This window comes from Staphylococcus piscifermentans (genome assembly GCF_900186985.1).
In the GTDB taxonomy this organism is placed as follows: Bacteria; Bacillota; Bacilli; order Staphylococcales; family Staphylococcaceae; genus Staphylococcus; species Staphylococcus piscifermentans.
The window spans coordinates 1,226,136-1,245,904 of sequence record NZ_LT906447.1; the positions used below are offsets into that span (position 1 = coordinate 1,226,136).

The following is a 19,769-nucleotide window of genomic DNA, read 5'->3' on the forward strand; positions in this document are numbered from 1 at the left end:
GTGGAAAGCCCTTTTTAATTTGAGCTCATAGATAGAGAATTTTCGTAATTAAAATCAAAAGGAGTCAGTTATGTCGAATAATAGAAGATTATTTACGTCAGAATCTGTTACAGAAGGACATCCTGATAAAATAGCAGACCAAATTTCAGATGCTATTTTGGATGAATTATTAAAGAAAGATCCAGATGCAAGGGTGGCATGTGAGACAGTAGTCACTACGGGAATGGCTATGATTGTCGGGGAAATTTCTACTTCCACTTATGTGGATTTTCCAAAAGTAGTACGAGATACAGTTGAAGAAATCGGTTATACAAGAGCGAAATACGGCTATGACAACCAAACAATGGCAGTGATGTCAGCGATTGATGAACAATCTCCTGATATTGCGCAAGCAGTGGACCGCGCTTTAGAATATAGAAATGAAATCAGCGAAGAAGAAATTGAAGCTACAGGTGCAGGGGACCAAGGTTTAATGTTCGGATACGCTACCAACGAGACTGATACGTATATGCCGACACCGATTTTCTTCTCGCATCAACTTGCGAAACGTTTATCAGATGTACGTAAAGATGGTACTTTAAAATACTTGCGTCCTGACGGAAAAGTGCAAGTTACAGTAGAATATGATGAAAATGATAAACCAGTTCGTATTGATACAATTGTAATTTCAACACAACATGCTGAAGAAATAACATTAGATCAAATTCAAGAGGATATCCGTAAACATGTTATCGACCCAATTGTACCTTCATCATTATTAGATGATGAAACTAAGTTCTTCATCAATCCGACAGGCCGTTTTGTAATCGGCGGGCCACAAGGTGATGCAGGCTTGACTGGTCGTAAAATTATCGTTGATACTTATGGCGGCTTTGCGCGTCATGGCGGCGGATGCTTCAGCGGTAAAGATCCAACAAAAGTAGACCGTTCAGCAGCTTATGCAGCACGCTATGTAGCTAAAAATATTGTAGCGGCAGGATTAGCTGATAAATGTGAAGTCCAACTTGCTTATGCTATCGGTGTAGCAGAACCTGTTTCAATTTCCATCGATACATTTGGAACTGGAAAAGTTTCTGAAGGCAAATTAGTAGAAGCGGTACGTGATAATTTCGATTTACGTCCAGCAGGTATTATTAAAATGTTGGATTTAAAACGCCCGATATACAAACAAACTGCAGCTTATGGTCATTTCGGCCGTACAGACATTGCATTGCCTTGGGAACGTGTAGATAAAGTGGATGTATTGAAAGAAGCGGTCCAAGCATAATTCTGCGATTTTTGCATGAAATTCAGGATTATTATCGATAGAATCGAAACTTTCCTTTATAATGAAACGTAAGACAAGTAAAGGAGCGGAATATGTATGGGACCATTGGAAATTGGTTTAGTAGCAGCGATAGTCATAGCTGTTATATTCTTAATATTATTCTTAACTGCATTAAACAGTAAAAAGAAAGCACAACAGCAAGCAGAAGAACAATATGAAGCAAAAGAAAAAAGCTTGAAAGATAATTACGAAGATGAGCTTGAAAAAGAACGTGTAGAACATAAGAAAACAGTAACAAAACAACGTGCTGATTTTGATGCCACAGTCGATTCGAAAGATCGTGAAATTGATGCATTGAAGCTGTTTTCAAAAAACCATAGCGAATACATCACTGATATGCGTCTTATCGGTATAAGAGAACGCTTAGTGAAAGAAAAACGTATTCGCCCTGAAGATATGCATATTATGGCAAACATCTTCTTGCCGAAAAATGATATGAATGATATCGAACGTATCAGCCATTTAGTGTTAACACGTACAGGTTTATACATTATAGACTCGCAACTTTTAAAAGGGCACGTTTATAATGGTATCAGCGGCAAACAGTTTGCTGAATTACCTACCATTGAACAAGTTTTCAATGTCTTGAATTTAGATCAGCGTACACCGCAAACTTTAGTATTAGATGAAAATGACGATCAACAATCTGCAACGTTTGTGAATTACTCGAAACAACTGCATTATGTTGAACAATTAGCGGATGCGTTGCAACGTCAGTTGAATTTGAAATATACGCCAATGGCACTACTTTATTTCAATCCTAAAAATGAAGGTGCTGTGACAATTTCGAATTATGCACAAAATACCAATACTAAAGTACTTGTTGGTGCTGAACAATTGGATGAATACTTTAATAAATTTGTTTTCCATGGCCGTATTCAATATAATGTTGAAGATTTGGCGCGTATTATGGAAGAAATTGAATCTTTTAATTAAGGTTTGAGGCACTGTTTGAGTTGTTACAGCTCTCACAGTGCTTTTCTTTTTCCTGAAAAGGAAGTTTGAGTGAATGCATGGCCGGTAAAGTTTAAGGTATAGTAGAGATATCAATGACAAGGAGAGAGATAAGAATGGAATATGTGGAATTTTATAATGGTAACCGTATGCCGATTGTCGGTTTAGGTACTTTTCGTGTGGAAAATGATGAGCAGGCTAAGGAAGCGGTTCAAGTTGCGATTGAAAATGGTTACAGAAGTATTGATACCGCTATGATTTATGGCAATGAAGAAAAGGTCGGTGAAGGGATTAAGGCTGGATTAGAATCTACTGGCTTAAAACGTTCGGACTTATTTATTACGTCGAAATTATGGTTGGAAGATTATGGCAGAGAAAATGTGGCTGAAGCTTATCAAACTTCTCTTAACAAATTAGATCTTGATTATTTAGATTTATATTTAATGCACTGGCCGGGCATGGATGAAGATGTGATGATTGAAACTTGGAAAGGAATGGAAGATTTACTGAAAGATAATAAGGTGAAAAATATTGGGGTCAGCAACTTTAAATCACATCACTTTGAAGCTTTATTATCTCATGCATCAATTAAACCAGTGATTGATCAAGTGGAATTCCATCCGTATTTAATTCAAGAAGATTTGCGTACATATCTAAATGCACAGCGTATTCAAATGGAATCCTGGTCTCCATTGATGAATGCGCAAATCTTAGATGACGAAGTTGTTAAATCAATAGCCGAAGAGGTAGGCAAGTCGCCGGCTCAAGTCATTATTCGTTGGAATATTCAACATGATGTCGTTGTAATTCCGAAGTCAGTGACACCTTCACGTATTAAAGAGAATTTAGAAGTGTTTGATTTCGAACTGTCCGATTCACAAATGACGCAATTAGATAATTTAAACGAAGATAAACGTGTAGGTCCTGATCCTGATAATTATTCTGGACATCATAAATAGGTGATTTGAATGGCTGATTATAAAGGAATGTTATATGGAGCGATGGTAGGAGATGCTTTAGGAGTGCCTGTCGAATTTGAAAATAGAGGCAGTTTTAATGTTGAGAGCATGATTGGTTATGGTACATGTAACCAACCACCTGGAACATGGTCGGATGACAGTTCTCTCACCTTGTGTTTGGCAGAAAATATTAACGCGCATGGCAATCTAGACAGTTTAATGCAAAAATTTGTGCGTTATTTGAATGATGGCTATTTGACGCCATTCGGTGCTGCATTTGGTGTGGGTAATTCTACAACGCAGTCAATTAGAAGATACGAAGAGGGGACGCCAGCTGAACAATGCGGAGGCACATCAGAATATAATAATGGGAATGGTGCTTTGATGAGAATTGCTCCGTTAATCAAATGTTTACCTGAAGAGATGGCGTTCAAGCAAGTCGCCGATATAGTAATTGCCTATACACGTATTACACATGGCCATCCGCGTGCCCTCGTAGCATCTATTATTTATGTAGAGATATTGCGAAACATTGCTGCAGGGCATTCCTTTAAGATGAGTGTGGAGAATACTGAAAAAGAATTAAGTATAAATTTGAAGCAGGATGCTATCCTATTTGATGAATACAAAAATTTTTTCGAGAAAATATTTCAACCAGAATTCTATCAACTTCCTCAAAGTTATATTCGATCCTCTGGATACGTAGTAGATACTTTAGAAGCTGTTTTATGGTGTATCGGCAATTCCGATAATTTCAAAGATGCTGTGCTTAAAGCAGTTAATTTAGGTGACGATACAGATACGGTAGGCTCGATAACTGGAAGCATTGCCGGTTTATTATATGGTGTTCAAGCTGTTCCGGATACATGGATTGAAAATTTAGTAAGTAAAGAGAAGTTTGAACCTATTATTTCAAAGTTTATAATAACATGAAAAAGGTGCTGGGATTCGTTCCAGCACCTTTCTTATATACTTGCAGTAGCTCTCTTTATTGTGCAATGAGAAAACCAAGCCAACATGCTGCAAAGCAAAGTATATATTGCAATGCACTATATAAAATAAATAACGCCGGTTTTGTTTGTTCTGTTAATAGATTTTTCAATTCTAAAGATAGAGTGGAAAATGTTGTCAATCCACCTAAAAAACCTACAATCAATAATGGGGATGCCCATTGATAAGAGAGTGCAAAACCGCTCAACAAACTAATTGCAAAACTTCCTGCTAGGTTAACTATTAACGTAGCTATCGGCATTTCAGAAGGGATACGGCTGCATGCTTGTGTAACAGCAGCTCTAACGACCGCACCTAAACCGCCGCCAAGCATAATCAACAACAATTTAATCATGACTGAGCGCACCCCCTAATTTACCGCCAAGGTAACAAAGCAGAATACCCAAGATGTAACTTGTGACAGCATAGATACCAAGTAATAGATAATGATGCTGTTCTAACATATGTACGAGTTCAAACTGAAAAGAAGAGAAAGTCGTTAGCGCCCCTAAGAATCCAGTGGTAATTCCTTTTTTAAATAAAGGGTTGTTTTGAAATAACTTTAAAATCAAAGCTGTAAAGAATCCCATCAGGAAAGCACCTGCTAAGTTAGCAAGAAAGGTTCCCGTTGGAAATCCATCGCTATGATTCAATTGTGATAATAAAAATCTTATTAGTGCACCAAAAGCGCCACCAATAAATACATATAAGTACTGCACTATACCGCCTCTTTTATTTTTAATAAGTAAATTGTGGTACCGCTGAATGTAATTGTCAAATTCAAGGGATTATTTTAGAAGTCCGAATGAGACTAAAGAAGCAGCGATATGCAGAAGAATTGTTATTAATAAAATATAAGGTAAGAATTTACTTGCAGGACGAATCCAATCTGTTCTTTCTTTTGAAAGTTTCATAGATTTATCTGCGAAAATAATTGCTATGATTAAGATAATTGCATTGACGACACTGCTAATGATTATTTTTTTGACGATAGATTCAAATTGCGCATTAAAAATCGGATTACGCATATTGAAGTAAAAACTGATAACTACCAAGACGAGAGTAATATAAAAATAAAGTTTAGATTTTGCCATGGCGACCTCCATTTCTATTCATTCTTACATATTATCATATTGGAATAGCCATAAACCATTCCTTTACAAAACTCTCTATTTGTTAAATGTTTTGAGTTTGCACAATCGCGTTTTAGAATAGTGCGTGTTATAATTTAGTTATTCTAAAGGAATGAAAGTTGTAGTAATGATAGGAGGAACTCATTCTATGGTAAAAGCAGATTTAAACGTAGAAGTATTCGCAGATGGTGCGGATATCGAAGAAATGAAAGCAGCATACAAAAATAATGAAGTGGATGGTTTCACAACTAACCCAAGCTTAATGGCTAAAGCAGGTGTGACGGATTATAAAACATTTGCGGAAGAAGCGGTACGTGAAATTCCAGATGCTTCAATTTCATTTGAAGTATTTGCAGATGATTTAGATACAATGGCTAAAGAAGCAGAAATTTTAAAACAATACGGTAAAAATGTATTTGTTAAAATTCCTATTGTTACAACTAATGGTGAATCAACAATTCCATTAATCAAGAAATTATCAGCAGACAACGTGCATTTGAATGTGACTGCTGTTTATACTTTAGATCAAGTTAAAGCTATTACAGAAGCAGTAACTGAAGGTGTTCCAACTTATATCTCAGTATTTGCTGGACGTATTGCAGATACTGGTGTAGATCCGCTTCCACTCATGAAAGAATCAGTGGAAATTGCGCATTCAAAAGAAGGCATCAAATTATTATGGGCAAGCTGCCGTGAATTATTCAATGTCATTCAAGCAGATGAAATCGGTGCAGACATCATTACATGTCCTGCAGGCGTAATCAGCAAAATCCCTAATATCGGTCGCGATGTTAATGAATTATCAGTAGATACTGTTAAAGGATTTGCAAAAGACATTCAAAAATCAGGACTTTCAATCCTATAATAAAAAAAGTGTATCTCTTTAATTAGGAATATATTAAAATAAAGGCAGAAATAGTTTGTGTATCTTTAAACTATTTCTGCCTCTTTTTTATTGTATTGCAAGGGCAGGTGTATAGGTGTATGAAAAAAGAAGAATTTGAATCCAAAGTTAAAAAGCAACTTTGGTTCTTGAATAAAAAAGAAAAAATAAAATTAAATCAATTTATGACAGAAGCGCAAACGAACCAAGCAAATTCGAAAATATTAAATCAACCGATTAGATTTTCAAATTTATTTCTAAAACAATATGTTTTTTCTAATAAAACACACGGGTCTAGTTTCTTATTTATTATAATCGTGTTGATGTTACTTGCGAATGCTTTGTTATTAGGACTCTTTCTGTTTGGATTATTGACCAGTCTGAATGTGGTAAATTACTTCGTGCAGCCACAGACGAATCTATCCACTCTTCAACTCGTCTTACTTTTAATTGGTGGGATATTAGCTATGATTATAGCTTGCTACTTTATTAAAGTAGTGACAGGCTATTTCACCAAAAAATTATTAGAGTATCGTTTTAATCGTGTGCAACAAACATGAAATGATGTAAGAAAATACATTCTAACCATTTGTGATGAATGAATGGGTAAGGCGCGTGAATGACGAGTTGCTGACCATTTGAAAAGGTCAAACGTGTATGTTGCTGTTCTGGTTTAATACTCGCAATCTGCATTCCGTTGATAAAATACTGCAAGTCGGTTTGCGGGTGTTTGATAGGAAACAGTATCGTCATTGAATCCACGATTAAGGGCAGATGTTTACGTATATTCAGTAATTGCTTTAAATCTGATGAAAAAACATTTTTTGGCAACGGATGCATACGTATTAATAAGTCTAAATACTTTTTTATAGAGTGTTTGGTCAATTTACGAAAAATATTGTAGACACATTCAACTTGGAAACATTGATGCGGATAAGATTTCATATAAATAATGACAAGGTGCTGTCTAGTCTTGCCCAATTATAGACCTCCTTTTAAAAACTGACGAAGCGGTTCTAATTTTAAACGTGCTCGTTGCTGATATTTACGAATGGATGTGGCTGATTTATCCATTAATTTCTGAATTTCAAATTGTTTATAACCAAATAATTTGAGATTCAACCATAAACGCTCGTGCTCATTCAACAAGTGATAGTAATCTGCAGTCATGAGCGGCAAGATATTTGAAGCATTCGCTTGAAGTGAATGATTTAATTCAGAGTTTTCCAGATCAATTGTACTTATTTCTGGTTGTCTCCCTTTACTTCTAAATAAATCGACGAGATAAAAATGAAGTCTTTGAAATAAATAACGGCTCATGCTATTATGGATGGACATGTCAAATTGACGTATCAATTCCCACATTTTAATTGTTAATAATTGTGCATATTCTTCGCTGTCATATCGAATATTGTATTTATGCAGCAGCGAGTAGATGATGCCTTTATTGCGACTGATTTGATGCTCAATATTCACAAGTTATACCTCCTTTTGGGTAGACACATATTATATTATTTCTGGTGTTTTCTATCTTACTTAATTTATAAGTGAGTTTCATTTGCTTAATAAGCAAAATAGGTGTTAAATAGAAGAACAGAAATCAATTTATTTTAAAGACTTAAAGCTAAATATGACTAATTAATAAAATTCAGCAACAATTGAAAAAATAAGACGGGAGGATTCTATGGATTACGCACATTTGAACTTAGAACACTTTTTTGCACGTCATGACGAATTAGATATGATTAAAGATTGCTCGGATTTTGTAATGATTAATAATATGACTAATGAAATGATGTATCGCGATGGCACAATCGAAGGGACTATCGATTTAAATCGTTACTATTATAAAAATAAATCAGAAGCAGCAAGCTTTATCATGATGGATTATAAACGTCCTGAATAAGCGTTGAAGTCACGATAATTCGTTGACACTGTTTAAATAGTGGAATTTTACCTGTTGAATGCAGTTTTTTGTTGGATTCAACAGGTTATTTTATTTTTGAAAGGAAAAATTACTTATAAATATTACTGAAAGTATCAAAATATTAGCTAAAGAATACAACAATATTACATTCTGACTTCAAAGCCGTGACAGCTTCAAAGATATGATAAGATAATGGGTGGAGAGTCAAAATGGCTTTTTATACTTAAAAAGTGATATAGTTTAATATCCGAATTTATAATTTTATAATTCAACTTGACCTAAGAGGTGTAATTATGACGAAACATAAGAAGGGCTCTATTATAGCTATTATAGGGCTACTTGTTATTTTAGCGGCAGCAGGAGCGCTGTTCTTTTCTATGATTTCTGACCAAATATTCTTTAAACATGTAAAGAAAGTAGAAACAGTGGAACATCTTAACGTCACTTTAGACAAAGCTGCTAAAAAGCAAATTGATAACTATACGAGTCAGCAAGTATCTGATAAGAATGATAGATGGCATGACGCGACAGGTACTGAAATTAAAAATGCTATGAATAGTAAGAATTTTATCAATGATAAAGTTCAACGCTATCAATTCCTAGATTTATCTAAATACCAAGGCATTGAAAAAAACCGTATCAAACGCATGTTAGCAGATCGTCCTACATTATTGGCACATACTGATGACTTTATGAAAGCAGCCAAGAAACGTCATGTTAATGAAGTATACTTAATTTCACATGCAATTTTAGAAACAGGTGCTGTGAAGAGTGATTTATCCAAAGGTGTCGAAATAGACGGTAAGAAATATTATAACTTTTATGGTGTAGGTGCATTAGATAAAGATCCTATTAAAACGGGCGCAGAATATGCTAAGAAACATAATTGGGATACACCTGAAAAAGCAATAGATGGAGGAGCTGATTTTATTCACTCTCATTTCTTATCCAACCCAGATCAAAATACACTTTATAGCATGAGATGGAATCCAAAAAATCCAGGGGAACATCAATATGCAACAGATATTAAATGGGCAGAAAGTAATGCGTCCTTAATTGCCGATTTCTATAAGAAAATCAATACTGAGGGTAAATACTTCAAGTTATTTGTCTATAAAGATGATAAACAACATCAATAAATAAATTTAAACTTTTTCATAAAGCGGAAGAATTAAAACGAAACAGTTTTAATTGTTTCGCTTTATTTGTTTTTATTGCATAATAGGTAATGAAACTATAGAGTGAATCGGAAATAAAGAGGAGGAAATAAAATGCGGGTCGCAATTATTGGAATGGGTACGGCAGGTGTCAGTATTTTACGTCAATTAGAAGCTCATTCATATTTTAGTGAACTAGACATTGATGTGTATGATGATCCTCAAAATATGGGGCAAGGAGTGCCTTTTCAAAATGACAGTGCGCAATTACTTATTAATTTACCAAGTAAAGACATGTCGCTGAATGCTCACGATGCCTCAGAATTTTTCAATTGGTATGAAACTCAAAATCAATTTAAATTTGATAATGCTACATATTTACCGAGATTTGTATTCGGTCATTATATGAAAAGCTATTTAGAAAAATTCAATCAACAATACAGTAACATTCATTTAATTACGGAAAAGGCCACTGAGATGTATTTAGAACAAGGTTATGAGGAAAATGCCAGAATTCAATATTTTGTATGTACCAATCATCAACAAGAAGCATGCAGACAGTATGATTATGTCTTCTTGACAGTAGGTACGATGGCTTATCATGATCCTTACCATTTAAAAGGTCTGAAGGGTTATATTCCATCACCTTATCCGACTTATGAAACGCTGAATGAAGTGGACAGCACAGACGATATTGCGATTATCGGTACAGGCTTATCGAGTTTAGATGTAATACGTTATGTGGTTAAACATCATCCTAATTTGCCGATTACAGCTACGAGCAGACATGGAGAGCTTCCGAGTGTGCGTGGAAATATGATTGATATTACTCTGCGTCATATTACTAAAGAGAATTTCGAAAGTATATTACGTTCGCACTTTGGAGTAGTTCCTCTAGAATCTATGATCCGGTTATTTAAACAAGAATGTGAAGATTATAATATTCCATTACAAGAGTTGATTAATCGTAAAGTAGGGGACCCGATTAAAGACTTGAAATATGATTTAGCTCACCCTGAAATATTAGGAGTTTTCCAAAGTATACTTGAAACCATCAAGGAAAATATGAACTGGATATGGAATAGTTTGAGCCTGCAAGATCAAGAAGTTTTCATGAAAAAGTATATGCCGATTTTAAAAGCCAATTCAAACCCGATGCCTCCGCGTACAGCACGATTGTTGATTGAAGAAATTTCTGCTGGACATGTGGTAATTAAAAAAGATTTAGCAGATGTACAATATAAAAATGAAACGTACATTTTTAAATATCATAATCAAGTTGAGCCTGATTATTTCAATGTTGTAATTAATGCCACTGGTCCTAAAACACAATTGAAAGATTTAGATGATGACGATGCTTTTATTATAGATATCGCTAATAGACAAATTGTACAACCTCACCCAATGGGCGGTATTCAAATTGTCCCTGAAACCAATCAGGTAATCAGCCCTCGACATGGTACGCTGCCTCATCTTATTGCTATCGGACAAATTACCAACGGCATTAATCAGGCACGCAATGGTGTAAACATGATTGTGCGTCAATCTGTGCAAGCAGTCAAAAGCTTATATGATTTTCACGAACAAATACGCTAGATAAGCTTTTGTTATTGTAAGATTGATAAAAATAAGATATGATTAATTCATGAGTTAAGATTTTGAATAACTCTTATTGATTCAGAAACAATTTCATAAAAATTCTTTCGGGGCAGGGTGAAATTCCCAACCGGCAGTAAATTAAAGCCTGCGACCTGTATTCTTTTTTGAATATGGCTGATCTAGTGGAAATCTAGAGCCGACAGTATAGTCTGGATGGGAGAAAGAATGAAGAACATCATTAAATGTGAAACTTAATTATCTATTTGATTTAAAAAGTTTTAGTTTAAGTGGTCTTATTTAAGTATGCCTTTATACTAAATTTTTTATTTTCAAAGATAAATGATGATAAATTCTATTTCCCGTTGCTCAATTTTATTGGACAACGGTTTTTTAATGAGGTGATTGTTTGAATCGATTTTTACAAAATGCAATACAACTGGCAAAAATGGCAGAAGGTCAGACAGGTGTGAATCCAGCAGTTGGCTCAGTAGTCGTAAAGGATGGTTGGATAGTAGGTCTTGGCGCACATCTCAAGCAAGGTGAACGTCATGCTGAAGTGCAAGCTTTAGATATGGCTGGTGACCAAGCTCAAGGCGCTACGATTTATGTATCCTTAGAACCATGCACACACTTCGGTTCTACACCGCCTTGCGTCAATAAAATTATTGAAGCAGGTATTAAAAAAGTAGTGTATGCCATGAAAGATATTTCGCTCGATTCACCCGGAGATGACATTTTGCAATCTGCAGGTATTGAAGTGGAATATCAGCATCAAGCCCAAGCTGAGCTCATGTATAAAGACTTTTTTAAAGCGAAATCTGAAAATATACCAGAAGTCACATTGAAAGTCAGTGTGAGTTTAGATGGCAAACAAGCGACAGATACAGGGCAGAGTCAATGGATTACTAATCCAGGTGTTAAACAAGATGTCTTTAAACACCGTGCACGTCATGACGCTTTGTTGACAGGTGCTGGAACAGTTCAAGCGGATAATCCGAGTTTAACGGTCAGACTAGAAGGCGAACGACAGCCCGTTAGAGTAATATTAGATAGAAGCGGCCGATTAAACCTGCAACAACAGATTTTTCATGACCAGCAAACGCCAGTCTGGTTGTATACAGAAAATAAAGAAATGCTGAATAAAGAACATTCTAATCAAGTTAAAATCATACTGTTAGAAGATTGTTCTATTAAAAATATTTTACAAGATTTATATCATAATGGTATTGGTTCGCTTTATGTAGAAGCTGGACCTAATGTATCTTCTCAATTTCTCCAATCAGAGTGTGTCCAAACACTCATCATTTATTATGCCCCGAAAGTTATTGGAGGTTCAGGGAAATATCAGTTTTATCAAACTGACAATGTACTTTCCTTGGATAAAATTCCTCAATTTGAAATTGCCAACTCTGAAATCATCGATCAAAATATTAAAGTTTCACTAAGAAAGAAGTGATCTTATATGTTTACCGGTATAGTTGAAGAAGTCGGTACAGTCGTCCAGACTGCTTCAGAACAAAATGTCATGAAGTTGACGATTGAATGTCACACAATCTTGCAAGACATTCATATCGGTGATTCTATCAGTGTCAATGGCGCTTGCTTAACTGTAATTTCTTTTAATAACCAAACCTTTGATGTTCAAGTGATTAAAGGTACTGAAAATAAAACATATCTCTCTGAATTACGTAAAGGCAGTGCGGTTAATTTAGAACGTGCGATGTCCAGTCAAGGAAGATTTGGCGGCCATTTTGTATTGGGTCATGTTGATGACGTCGGAACGATACGTCGAATTCAACCATCAGCTAATTCCAATATTGTCACGATTCAATGTCCGACATCACTGACTTCTCAAATGGTACAGCAAGGTTCCATTACGGTAGATGGTGTCAGTTTAACTATTTTCCGTTTAGATGATGGTCAATTTGATATTCATTTAATACCTGAAACGAAGCGTGCGACGATTTTAAGTTCGAAAAAAGTAGGAGATAAAGTGCATTTGGAAGCGGATATGTTATTTAAATACGTTCAAAAAGCACTTTCAAAAGATGAATCTGGATTGACTAGGGATAAATTGAGTCAGTTTGGATTTTGATAGGAGTGGATTGAGATGAAATTCGATAGTATAGAATCTGCTGTGGAAGCATTGAAAGCAGGAGAAAGTATTATTGTAGTAGATAATGAAGACCGAGAAAATGAAGGTGATTTAGTAGCTGTTACAGAGTTTATGAGTGATAATACCGTCAATTTCATGGCACAAGAAGGACGCGGTTTAATTTGCGCGCCGCTTGCACCATCACTTGCTGAGCGACTTAATTTGACGCCTATGGTTAAAGATAACAGCGATGCATTCGGTACTGCTTTTACCGAAAGTGTGGATCATGTAGATACTACAACTGGTATTAGTGCAAATGAACGAATGATGACGGCTAAAGCATTAATTTCAAATGAAGCGAAGCCAGAAGATTTCAACCGTCCAGGTCATCTATTCCCACTTATTGCTAGAACTGGAGGAGTATTGGTCAGAAATGGACACACAGAAGCGGCAGTTGATTTGGCTGCAATGACAGGTGCTAAGCCGGCTGGTTTGATTTGTGAAATTATGAATGCAGACGGCACAATGGCAAAAGGAGATCAGTTACAACAATTCAAAGAAGCACACCAGCTGAAAATGATTTCTATTGAAGCACTCGTACACTACCGCAGAACACATGAACAACATATGCATGCTAAAGCAAAAGTGAAATTACCGACAGATTTCGGTACATTTGACATGTATGGGTTCGAATCTGACTATTCTCATGATGAAATTGTAGCTATTGTTAAAGGCGATATTAAAAAAGTGGAAAATGTGCGTATTCACTCCTCATGTTTAACAGGTGATATTTTCCACAGCCAAAGATGTGATTGTGGGGCACAATTAGAAGCGGCAATGGAATATATTGATCAAAATGACGGTATGATTATTTATTTACCACAAGAAGGCCGTGGCATAGGTTTGATTAATAAATTGAAAGCCTATGAGCTGATTGAACAAGGCTATGATACAGTAACAGCCAACCTTGCTTTAGGATTTGAGGAGGATCTTCGCGATTATTATCATGCTGCGGAAATCCTTAAACATTTCGGTATAGAAAAGATAAATTTATTAAGTAATAATCCAGAAAAATTTAAAGGAATGCAATACTATGGAATTGATGTCGCAGATAGAATTGAATTAATTGTTCCAGAATGCGAGCACAACCATGATTATTTGCAAACTAAAAAAGAAAAAATGGGACACATGCTGTAAAAATTATTATCAATAAATTGGAGGAAATCAGAATGAATTTTGAAGGAAAACTATTAGGACAAGATTTAAAAATCGGAATCGTAGTTTCACGTTTCAATGACTTTATTACAGGACGCTTATTAGAAGGCGCGAAAGATGTACTGGTAAGACATGAAGTAGACAGCAATCAAATTGATGTTGCTTATGTGCCAGGTGCATTTGAAATTCCTTTAGCTGCAAAAAAACTTGCAGAGACTGGAAAATATGATGCAGTAATTACTTTGGGCTGTGTCATTCGCGGCGCAACTTCCCATTATGACTACGTATGTAATGAAGTGGCGAAAGGTGTTTCTAAAGTCAGTGATACAAGTGGCTTACCTGTTATTTTCGGTGTGTTAACAACTGAAACTATAGAACAAGCAGTGGAACGCGCTGGAACAAAAGCTGGAAATAAGGGAGCAGAAGCTGCAATGGCAGCCATTGAAATGGCAAACTTGCTTAAATCAATCAAATAATTTTAAAATTCAAAAAAAGGAAGAAACTTTTAGCTTAACTGCCAAAGTTTCTTCCTTTTATTTATTTTATTTTTTCTTAATTAAAGCAGTTGTGGCAGATGATAATCCGATTAATGCAGCAATGACGCCCGCTGTAATAGCTAGTGTTTTTGGCTTAACGAATTCTTTGGCTGCTAAATTCAAGTTTTGTGGGCGTTCTGCTAAACGTCTCATGAAATAACCGAACCAATCATCGCCGAAAGGTACATAAATACAGAAATTGTAATTATCGTCAGCAATTGCGTAAGCTAAATCAGTTCTGAAGCCAAATAACATTTGGAATTCGAAGCTATCTCTATCAATATTATTATCTTCTACAAATTTTTTCACATGATCGATGATTTTATCATCATGTGTAGCGATAGATGTAAAATTCTTCGCATTTTTCAGTCTTTTTTCAATCAAAGAAATGTAATTCGTATCAATATCTTCTTTATTTTGATAAGCAATCGATGCATTTTCTTTATATGCACCCTTTACTAGTCTTAATCTGATATGTGGATATTTTTCAACCATATCTTCAGCAGTATACAGATAGGCTTGAATAACCGTGCCTACATTATCATATTCTTTAGAAATATCATCTAATACATGTAAGATATCATCTAAGCCTGCAAATTTTTCAGTATCAATATTTACATGTCTGTTATCTAATTCTTTAGCTTTAGCTACAATTTCTCTAAGATTTTTCTCAGCTAAGTCTAAATCAAATTCAGCGCCCAACTGACTGATTTTAACAGATAGATGTGCTTTAACATCATTGTCATGCATTGCTTGCAGAACTTTTAAGATGATATCCTTTTCGATTAAGCTTTCTTCTTTTGTTCCGACAAACTCACCCAAACAATCCACAGTAACTGTAATTCCCTTATCGTTAAGTTCACGGATTTTTTCAATTAAATCATCTAAGGAGTTGCCGACTACAACTTTGCTTGCCCCTAATACTGGTCCGTATTTCTTTGCTGAGTTATTTAAAAATGTATTATTGGACAAACCGATGAAAAAATCTTTAACTAGTGACATAGATATTCCTCCCATACAACTATATTGAAATTAGTGTATCATGTTTCAATAATGTATGAAAACGTTAACAATATATAAAAATACACGATATTATATCATATTACAAAAACTGTAAATAATGTTAGATTAATTTTTCATGAAATGATTTAAATAATACTGCGTTATAAAAAGAGGAAATGAGTTCAAGATAGATTTTGAGGACTTTATTTTGATACAATAAACTTAAATAATAAGAGTAGAAGGGTAGTCGTTGATATGTGGAAGTGGGAAACAGAAAGTGAAGCAAAAGGTGTCATTGTCATTGCACATAATTTATTAGAACATACGGGTAGATATGCCTATGTTATCACTTCATTAAGAAGAAATGGATATCATGTGATCATGGGAGACTTGCCTGGTCAAGGTCAAACCTCTCGTTCTAATAAAGGACAGATTGACAACTTTGAAGTCTATCACGAACATATCTTAGAATGGTTAAGAATAGCCAGTGAGTATAAATTACCGACATTTCTGATGGGAATAGGTCTAGGCGGTCTGATTACATTGAATCTGTTAGAAAGAACGGAACTGCCAATTGAAGGAATTATACTTTTATCTCCATTAACAGCATTTCAAAAAAATAATAAAACACGTAAAAACATGCTGACTTCAAATATAGGCGCAGGGGTAAAAGATATGCGCTTTAATTTAGGAATTGAACCAGAACATTTAACTAGAAATGAAGAAGTTATTGAAGAAACTAAACAAGATGGATTGATGTTGAAGAAAGTTTCTTACCATTGGTACAAAGAAGTGGTTAATGTGATGAGAAAGACTATGGAACACTTAGAGGATATTCAAGAAATTCCAATGTGTCTTATGTATGGAAAAGACGATAAAATTTTAGATACTGATGCCATCTTAGAAATAAAAAAACGCGTCAAAACGGATGAACTTTATTTTAAAGCTTGGGACGGTTTATATCACGAAATTCATAACGAACCAGAACGTCCTTTAGTGATGCGTTATATATTAAGTTATTTGAATAATAAAGTGAATGCATTAGGATTTATTCCTAATGATGTTGATGATCAAATTGAAATTTAATAAGTATAAAAAAGCAGACCTCTAATATTGAACGCGCAAATTTCAATATTAGAGGTTTGCTTTATAAATCTGCTGTTTTTCCAACCCCTTTTTTATTTGCTTTTACAAATTTAAGACTTTTATAATTACTGTTAAATTAGGTAAAAAAGCATTGCTTTTTCAGTGATAACCTGTTATCTTGAATATGTGAAATTAATCACATAAGGAAAGTGATTTTTTAAAAAGGAAGGGTAAGTATATGAATAATGTTAAAGCAAACAAAGTAGTATTAGTAGGCGATGGAGCTGTTGGTTCAAGCTACGCATTTGCGATGGTCGCTCAAGGGGTTGCAGATGAATTTTACATCGTAGACATAGCAGAAGAAAAAGTTAAAGGTGACGTTTTAGACTTGAATCATGGGATGCCATACGGCGAATCACCATCGATTGTTAAAGCTGGGTCATACGCTGATTGTTCTAATGCAGATCTAGTAGTTATTACAGCTGGTGCTCCCCAAAAACCAGGTGAAACTAGATTAGACTTAGTAGAAAAGAATACTAAAATCTTTAAATCTATCGTAGGACAAATCATGGACAGTGGATTTGACGGTATCTTCTTAATCGCTGCCAACCCAGTAGACGTGTTAACTTATGTAACTAAAAAAGTTTCTGGATTGCCAAAAGAACGCGTTATCGGTTCAGGTACAATTTTAGATACAGCCCGTTTCAAATATGAATTAGGTGCAGAGTTCGGAGTAGCGCCTGAAAGTGTGAACGCAAGTATTATCGGAGAACATGGTGACTCTGAGTTAGCAGTATGGTCTCAAGCTAGTATTGCAGGTCAAAATTTATACGATATTTTAAAAGAAGATCCTGCAAGAGAAAAACGCATCGAAGAAATCTTCTTGAATACTCGTGATGCAGCTTATGATATTATTCAAGCCAAAGGTGCAACATACTATGGAATCGCTATGGGATTATTGCATATTACCAAAGCTATTTTGCGCAACCAAAATCTTGTATTGACTGTTTCAAGTTATTTAGAAGGCGAATACGGCAATGAAGATGTATACATTGGTGTTCCAACACTTGTAAACCGTGCTGGCGCTGTAAAAATTTATGAAACTCCATTAAATGAAAAAGAAACTCAAGAGTTTAATCACTCAGTTGAAGTATTAAAAGATATTACTAAAAGTGTAGATAAATTATTTCAATAATTAAAATAAAAAAATGAGCTGGGGCATTAATGTCTCAGCTCATTATAATCTTACTAGCAGAAGCTCTTGCATTTATTTATCTTTTTTCAATAGCGCAAATATATGGTGGATTGTTGCGTTGATTAATAAAGCCGTATTGTAAAATGTGTGCTTGTTGCTGATCAAAATTTTCTAGATAGTGATAAACTGTTTCGCTTTCGATTTTCCCTTCAGGATGCCCTGGATAAATTACAAGCACAATAATGCCTTCTGGTGCAAGCATTTCAAAGATATTTTCAATTGCTTGAATAGTTGTAGCAGCTTCAGTCACAATATGTTTATCACCTTTAGGTAAATAACCCAAATTAAAAATCGCTGCATCAATAGGGCAATCAGCGGCTTCGACATACTGCTTTACATTTTGATGGCCATCATGAATCAAAATGGTATTCTGACAATCTTTAACTTTCTCACGTGCAGCTTCAATTGCGTCTTCTTGAATATCAAATCCGTAAACTTTCCCATTTGGCACATGTTCGGCTAGAAACAAAGTATCATGGCCGTTACCGCATGTTGCATCGATTACTGTACTCTTTTCATCGATATGAGAAAGTATAAGCGACTTAGCAAAAGGTAAAATACGTTCTACTTTCATTTGATTAATTGACTTCCTGTTCTTTCTTGTAGTGTTGGCCTTGAGCAGAATGACGTCTTGCTAATTCGGCATCGATTGCATTCAAAACTTCCCATTTATTAACACTCCACATAGGACCTACCATTAAATCAATAGGGCCGTCTCCGGTAATACGGTGAATAATCATTTCTGGAGGCAGGATTTCTAATTGATCACATACTAAATTGACATATTCTTCTTGAGACATGAAATTCAGCATACCTTTTTCATATTGCTTGACCATTGGTGTACCTTTTAATAGATGCAATAAATGAATTTTCAAACCTTGCACATCCATTTGAGCTACTGTTTTCGCTGTTTCCATCATCATGTCATAATCTTCGCCAGGCAATCCGTTAATAATATGAGAACATACATTAATATTATGTTTTCTTAATTTTTCTACACCTTCATAATAAGTTTGCATATCATGAGCGCGGTTAATCAAGTCTGAAGTTTCTTGGTGAACGGTTTGCAGTCCAAGTTCCACCCATAAATATGTGCGCTGATTTAAATCTGCTAAATATTCTACTACATCGTCAGGTAGACAATCCGGTCGAGTACCGATAGATAATCCGACTACTCCGGGTTCTTTAAGGACAGGTTCAAATTTTTCTTTTAATACTTCTACTGGAGCATGTGTATTTGTAAAGGCTTGGAAATAGGCGATATATTGTCCTTCGTGCCATTTTTCATGCATTTTTTCTTTGATTTCTTTAAATTGCACATCAATCGGATCAGCTCTGTTCCCAGCAAAATCACCGCTTCCTGCTGCCGAACAAAATGTACAGCCTCCATGAGCAACTGTTCCGTCACGATTTGGACAGTCAAAACCGCCATCTAAAGCTACTTTGAAAATTTTATGACCAAATTTATTTTTTAAATGGTAATTCCATGTATGATATCGTTTATCTTCAAATGCATACGTAAAATATTGACCCATATGACATTTTCCTTTCTAAAATTAATCCATTGTAAGATTTTACCATAATTTAAACAGTTATGTTTCTATAGTTTTATTTTTATGGGTTTAAATCCTATAGTAAGTGTAGTATTATT

General features: G+C 35.0%; 23 protein-coding genes and 1 riboswitch. Of the genes, 15 read left to right on the forward strand and 8 right to left on the reverse strand.

The features are described 5' to 3' along the window. Positions 1-70 precede the first annotated feature (70 nt). From metK to CKV71_RS05710, 4 genes are all read left to right on the forward strand, one after another. Positions 71-1,267: a methionine adenosyltransferase gene (metK, locus tag CKV71_RS05695; RefSeq protein WP_095104652.1), complete on the forward strand. Its 1,197-nt coding sequence runs from the start codon at positions 71-73 to the stop codon at positions 1,265-1,267. Positions 1,268-1,363: 96 nt separating this feature from the next. Then, complete coding sequence (locus CKV71_RS05700; RefSeq protein WP_095104654.1) at positions 1,364-2,263, forward strand: nuclease-related domain-containing protein; 900 nt, start codon at positions 1,364-1,366, stop codon at positions 2,261-2,263. Positions 2,264-2,397: 134 nt separating this feature from the next. Beyond that, complete coding sequence (locus CKV71_RS05705; protein WP_095104656.1) at positions 2,398-3,240, forward strand: aldo/keto reductase; 843 nt, start codon at positions 2,398-2,400, stop codon at positions 3,238-3,240. Between the two features lie 9 nt (positions 3,241-3,249). Beyond that, entirely contained in the window at positions 3,250-4,173 is a 924-nt protein-coding gene (locus CKV71_RS05710) for an ADP-ribosylglycohydrolase family protein (protein WP_095104658.1), read from the forward strand. Positions 4,174-4,228: 55 nt separating this feature from the next. Here CKV71_RS05710 and CKV71_RS05715 read toward each other — a convergent pair whose 3' ends face one another. The 3 genes from CKV71_RS05715 to CKV71_RS05725 all read right to left on the reverse strand — a co-directional run bounded on the left by CKV71_RS05715 (position 4,229) and on the right by CKV71_RS05725 (position 5,324). After that, entirely contained in the window at positions 4,229-4,585 is a 357-nt protein-coding gene (locus CKV71_RS05715; protein ID WP_167376366.1) for a fluoride efflux transporter FluC, read from the reverse strand. Then, on the reverse strand, positions 4,578-4,949 hold the full coding sequence (crcB, locus tag CKV71_RS05720) for a fluoride efflux transporter CrcB (protein ID WP_095104660.1): 372 nt from the start codon (positions 4,947-4,949) through the stop codon (positions 4,578-4,580). Before crcB ends, CKV71_RS05715 begins: the two co-directional genes overlap by 8 nt. 69 nt (positions 4,950-5,018) lie before the next feature. Beyond that, complete coding sequence (locus CKV71_RS05725; RefSeq protein WP_095104662.1) at positions 5,019-5,324, reverse strand: hypothetical protein; 306 nt, start codon at positions 5,322-5,324, stop codon at positions 5,019-5,021. Between the two features lie 187 nt (positions 5,325-5,511). On the opposite strand from CKV71_RS05725, the gene CKV71_RS05730 reads away from it, so the two are divergent. Next, positions 5,512-6,228 carry a transaldolase gene (locus tag CKV71_RS05730; RefSeq protein WP_095104664.1) on the forward strand — a complete coding sequence of 239 codons (717 nt, stop codon included), beginning with the start codon at positions 5,512-5,514 and terminating at the stop codon, positions 6,226-6,228. A 119-nt stretch (positions 6,229-6,347) separates the two neighbouring features. Further along, the gene (locus CKV71_RS05735; protein ID WP_095104666.1) at positions 6,348-6,806 is read left to right on the forward strand and encodes a hypothetical protein; all 459 of its coding nucleotides are present in this window, start codon (positions 6,348-6,350) and stop codon (positions 6,804-6,806) included. Here CKV71_RS05735 and CKV71_RS05740 read toward each other — a convergent pair. Together CKV71_RS05740 and CKV71_RS05745 are read right to left on the reverse strand one after the other, a co-directional pair. Further along, positions 6,784-7,227, reverse strand: coding sequence for a competence protein ComK (locus CKV71_RS05740; protein ID WP_095104668.1), 444 nt, complete (start codon positions 7,225-7,227; stop codon positions 6,784-6,786). The genes CKV71_RS05735 and CKV71_RS05740 overlap by 23 nt on opposite strands. Continuing rightward, entirely contained in the window at positions 7,228-7,722 is a 495-nt protein-coding gene (locus CKV71_RS05745; RefSeq protein ID WP_095104670.1) for a sigma-70 family RNA polymerase sigma factor, read from the reverse strand. It abuts the gene before it with no gap. A gap of 208 nt (positions 7,723-7,930) precedes the next feature. Between CKV71_RS05745 and CKV71_RS05750 the strand changes: the two genes are divergently transcribed. The 7 genes from CKV71_RS05750 to ribH all read left to right on the forward strand — a co-directional run bounded on the left by CKV71_RS05750 (position 7,931) and on the right by ribH (position 14,715). Continuing rightward, the gene (locus CKV71_RS05750) at positions 7,931-8,152 is read left to right on the forward strand and encodes a hypothetical protein (RefSeq protein WP_015900622.1); all 222 of its coding nucleotides are present in this window, start codon (positions 7,931-7,933) and stop codon (positions 8,150-8,152) included. Positions 8,153-8,466: 314 nt separating this feature from the next. After that, positions 8,467-9,312: a peptidoglycan release complex glucosaminidase SagB gene (locus CKV71_RS05755; protein WP_095104673.1), complete on the forward strand. Its 846-nt coding sequence runs from the start codon at positions 8,467-8,469 to the stop codon at positions 9,310-9,312. A gap of 132 nt (positions 9,313-9,444) precedes the next feature. Then, positions 9,445-10,926, forward strand: coding sequence for an FAD/NAD(P)-binding protein (locus CKV71_RS05760; RefSeq protein WP_095104675.1), 1,482 nt, complete (start codon positions 9,445-9,447; stop codon positions 10,924-10,926). A gap of 99 nt (positions 10,927-11,025) precedes the next feature. Beyond that, a riboswitch (FMN riboswitch) is annotated at positions 11,026-11,158 on the forward strand. 177 nt (positions 11,159-11,335) lie between these two features. Continuing rightward, positions 11,336-12,385 carry a bifunctional diaminohydroxyphosphoribosylaminopyrimidine deaminase/5-amino-6-(5-phosphoribosylamino)uracil reductase RibD gene (gene ribD, locus CKV71_RS05765; RefSeq protein ID WP_095104677.1) on the forward strand — a complete coding sequence of 350 codons (1,050 nt, stop codon included), beginning with the start codon at positions 11,336-11,338 and terminating at the stop codon, positions 12,383-12,385. A gap of 6 nt (positions 12,386-12,391) precedes the next feature. After that, complete coding sequence (locus CKV71_RS05770; RefSeq protein WP_095104679.1) at positions 12,392-13,024, forward strand: riboflavin synthase; 633 nt, start codon at positions 12,392-12,394, stop codon at positions 13,022-13,024. A gap of 15 nt (positions 13,025-13,039) precedes the next feature. Continuing rightward, on the forward strand, positions 13,040-14,221 hold the full coding sequence (gene ribA, locus CKV71_RS05775) for a GTP cyclohydrolase II (RefSeq protein WP_095104681.1): 1,182 nt from the start codon (positions 13,040-13,042) through the stop codon (positions 14,219-14,221). 32 nt (positions 14,222-14,253) lie between these two features. After that, positions 14,254-14,715 (forward strand): 6,7-dimethyl-8-ribityllumazine synthase, encoded by a 462-nt coding sequence (gene ribH / locus CKV71_RS05780; RefSeq protein ID WP_095104683.1) that lies wholly within the window; start codon positions 14,254-14,256, stop codon positions 14,713-14,715. A 66-nt stretch (positions 14,716-14,781) separates the two neighbouring features. Here ribH and CKV71_RS05785 read toward each other — a convergent pair whose 3' ends face one another. Next, complete coding sequence (locus CKV71_RS05785) at positions 14,782-15,777, reverse strand: proline dehydrogenase family protein (RefSeq protein ID WP_095104685.1); 996 nt, start codon at positions 15,775-15,777, stop codon at positions 14,782-14,784. A 255-nt stretch (positions 15,778-16,032) separates the two neighbouring features. Here CKV71_RS05785 and CKV71_RS05790 point away from each other — a divergent pair, with 255 nt between their 5' ends. Both CKV71_RS05790 and CKV71_RS05795 read left to right on the forward strand, forming a co-directional pair. Then, positions 16,033-16,863, forward strand: a complete 831-nt coding sequence (locus CKV71_RS05790) for an alpha/beta fold hydrolase (protein ID WP_095104687.1) — start codon at positions 16,033-16,035, stop codon at positions 16,861-16,863. Between the two features lie 238 nt (positions 16,864-17,101). Next, complete coding sequence (locus tag CKV71_RS05795; RefSeq protein ID WP_095104689.1) at positions 17,102-18,058, forward strand: L-lactate dehydrogenase; 957 nt, start codon at positions 17,102-17,104, stop codon at positions 18,056-18,058. Positions 18,059-18,134: 76 nt separating this feature from the next. Here CKV71_RS05795 and CKV71_RS05800 read toward each other — a convergent pair whose 3' ends face one another. After that, positions 18,135-18,692, reverse strand: a complete 558-nt coding sequence (locus tag CKV71_RS05800; RefSeq protein ID WP_095104691.1) for a tRNA 5-(aminomethyl)-2-thiouridylate-methyltransferase MnmM — start codon at positions 18,690-18,692, stop codon at positions 18,135-18,137. Between the two features lie 4 nt (positions 18,693-18,696). Then, positions 18,697-19,653, reverse strand: coding sequence for a tRNA modification radical SAM protein MnmL/YtqA (locus CKV71_RS05805; RefSeq protein WP_095104693.1), 957 nt, complete (start codon positions 19,651-19,653; stop codon positions 18,697-18,699). Positions 19,654-19,769 lie beyond the last annotated feature (116 nt).

Bases quoted from the DNA above. Each gene is read 5' to 3' on its own strand.
- metK (WP_095104652.1), top strand. From the start codon at position 71: ATGTCGAATAATAGAAGATTATTTACGTCAGAATCTGTTACAGAAGGA.
- CKV71_RS05700 (WP_095104654.1), top strand. From the start codon at position 1,364: ATGGGACCATTGGAAATTGGTTTAGTAGCAGCGATAGTCATAGCTGTT.
- CKV71_RS05705 (WP_095104656.1), top strand. From the start codon at position 2,398: ATGGAATATGTGGAATTTTATAATGGTAACCGTATGCCGATTGTCGGT.
- CKV71_RS05710 (WP_095104658.1), top strand. From the start codon at position 3,250: ATGGCTGATTATAAAGGAATGTTATATGGAGCGATGGTAGGAGATGCT.
- CKV71_RS05715 (WP_167376366.1), bottom strand. From the start codon at position 4,585: ATGATTAAATTGTTGTTGATTATGCTTGGCGGCGGTTTAGGTGCGGTC.
- CKV71_RS05725 (WP_095104662.1), bottom strand. From the start codon at position 5,324: ATGGCAAAATCTAAACTTTATTTTTATATTACTCTCGTCTTGGTAGTT.
- CKV71_RS05730 (WP_095104664.1), top strand. From the start codon at position 5,512: ATGGTAAAAGCAGATTTAAACGTAGAAGTATTCGCAGATGGTGCGGAT.
- CKV71_RS05735 (WP_095104666.1), top strand. From the start codon at position 6,348: ATGAAAAAAGAAGAATTTGAATCCAAAGTTAAAAAGCAACTTTGGTTC.
- CKV71_RS05750 (WP_015900622.1), top strand. From the start codon at position 7,931: ATGGATTACGCACATTTGAACTTAGAACACTTTTTTGCACGTCATGAC.
- CKV71_RS05755 (WP_095104673.1), top strand. From the start codon at position 8,467: ATGACGAAACATAAGAAGGGCTCTATTATAGCTATTATAGGGCTACTT.
- CKV71_RS05760 (WP_095104675.1), top strand. From the start codon at position 9,445: ATGCGGGTCGCAATTATTGGAATGGGTACGGCAGGTGTCAGTATTTTA.
- CKV71_RS05770 (WP_095104679.1), top strand. From the start codon at position 12,392: ATGTTTACCGGTATAGTTGAAGAAGTCGGTACAGTCGTCCAGACTGCT.
- ribA (WP_095104681.1), top strand. From the start codon at position 13,040: ATGAAATTCGATAGTATAGAATCTGCTGTGGAAGCATTGAAAGCAGGA.
- ribH (WP_095104683.1), top strand. From the start codon at position 14,254: ATGAATTTTGAAGGAAAACTATTAGGACAAGATTTAAAAATCGGAATC.
- CKV71_RS05785 (WP_095104685.1), bottom strand. From the start codon at position 15,777: ATGTCACTAGTTAAAGATTTTTTCATCGGTTTGTCCAATAATACATTT.
- CKV71_RS05790 (WP_095104687.1), top strand. From the start codon at position 16,033: ATGTGGAAGTGGGAAACAGAAAGTGAAGCAAAAGGTGTCATTGTCATT.
- CKV71_RS05795 (WP_095104689.1), top strand. From the start codon at position 17,102: ATGAATAATGTTAAAGCAAACAAAGTAGTATTAGTAGGCGATGGAGCT.
- CKV71_RS05800 (WP_095104691.1), bottom strand. From the start codon at position 18,692: ATGAAAGTAGAACGTATTTTACCTTTTGCTAAGTCGCTTATACTTTCT.
- CKV71_RS05805 (WP_095104693.1), bottom strand. From the start codon at position 19,653: ATGGGTCAATATTTTACGTATGCATTTGAAGATAAACGATATCATACA.